We start from the raw sequence: 750 nt of genomic DNA, 5'->3' as shown, positions 1-750 counted from the left end.
CGCCGAGGCGCGCTTCTCGCCGCTGGCGGACGCGCAGGGCGCGAACTGGCTGCGCCGGCCGTATTTCCGCTCGGCGATCGCCGAGCCGGGGCGCGTGCAGGTCACGCGGCCGTACCTGTCGATCAACGAGGCGCAGCCGTGCGTGACGCTGTCGGTGGCCGTGCGCATCGGCGACGCGCAGCGCGTGCTGTGCGGCGATATCGACTGGCGCGACGACGAAGCGGACGCCGGCTAGCGCCGCGCGCATCGCGGGCGGCACGCTGGCGTCCGTCACGCGGCTCGGCTAGGATGCGCGAATTGTCCTGACGATTCGCGGGCCGCCCATGAACCGAAACGCCGCCTCCTCCGTTCTCCTCGAAGTGATCGCCACGACCGTCGGCGATGCGAAGGCCGCCGCCCGCGCGGGCGCCGACCGCCTCGAACTCGTGACCGCGATCACCGAAGGCGGGCTGACGCCGAGCGTCGGCCTGATCGAAGCCGTCGTGGCCGCCGTGCCGATTCCCGTCAACGTGATCGTGCGACCGCACAGCCGGTCGTTCGTCTATGACGCCGACGATCTCCGCGTGATCGAACGCGACGTGCGTGCAGCCGTCGCGGCCGGGGCGAACGGCGTCGTGTTCGGCGCGCTCGACGCACGCGGCGACGTCGATCTCGGCGCGCTGGCGCGCATCGCGGCCGCGGCAGACGGCCGCGCACTGACCTTCCACCGCGCGTTCGACGTGTCGCGCGACCTCAACGCCGCCTTCGACG

Annotated in this window: 1 protein-coding gene and 1 pseudogene; both read left to right on the top strand. The window is 72.8% G+C overall.

All coding sequences use genetic code 11. The features are described from left to right. Window positions 1-235: pseudogene (locus tag G3N98_RS39440) on the top strand (EAL domain-containing protein); the annotation flags it as partial. An 88-nt stretch (window positions 236-323) separates the two neighbouring features. Further along, window positions 324-750, top strand: a 427-nt coding sequence (locus tag G3N98_RS39435; protein WP_277396949.1) for a copper homeostasis protein CutC, incomplete at its 3' end; no start/stop codon positions are given.

Source organism: Burkholderia sp. Tr-20390 (genome assembly GCF_017104595.1).
Taxonomy (GTDB): domain Bacteria; phylum Pseudomonadota; class Gammaproteobacteria; order Burkholderiales; family Burkholderiaceae; genus Burkholderia.
This window is presented reverse-complemented; position numbering and strand designations above follow the sequence as displayed.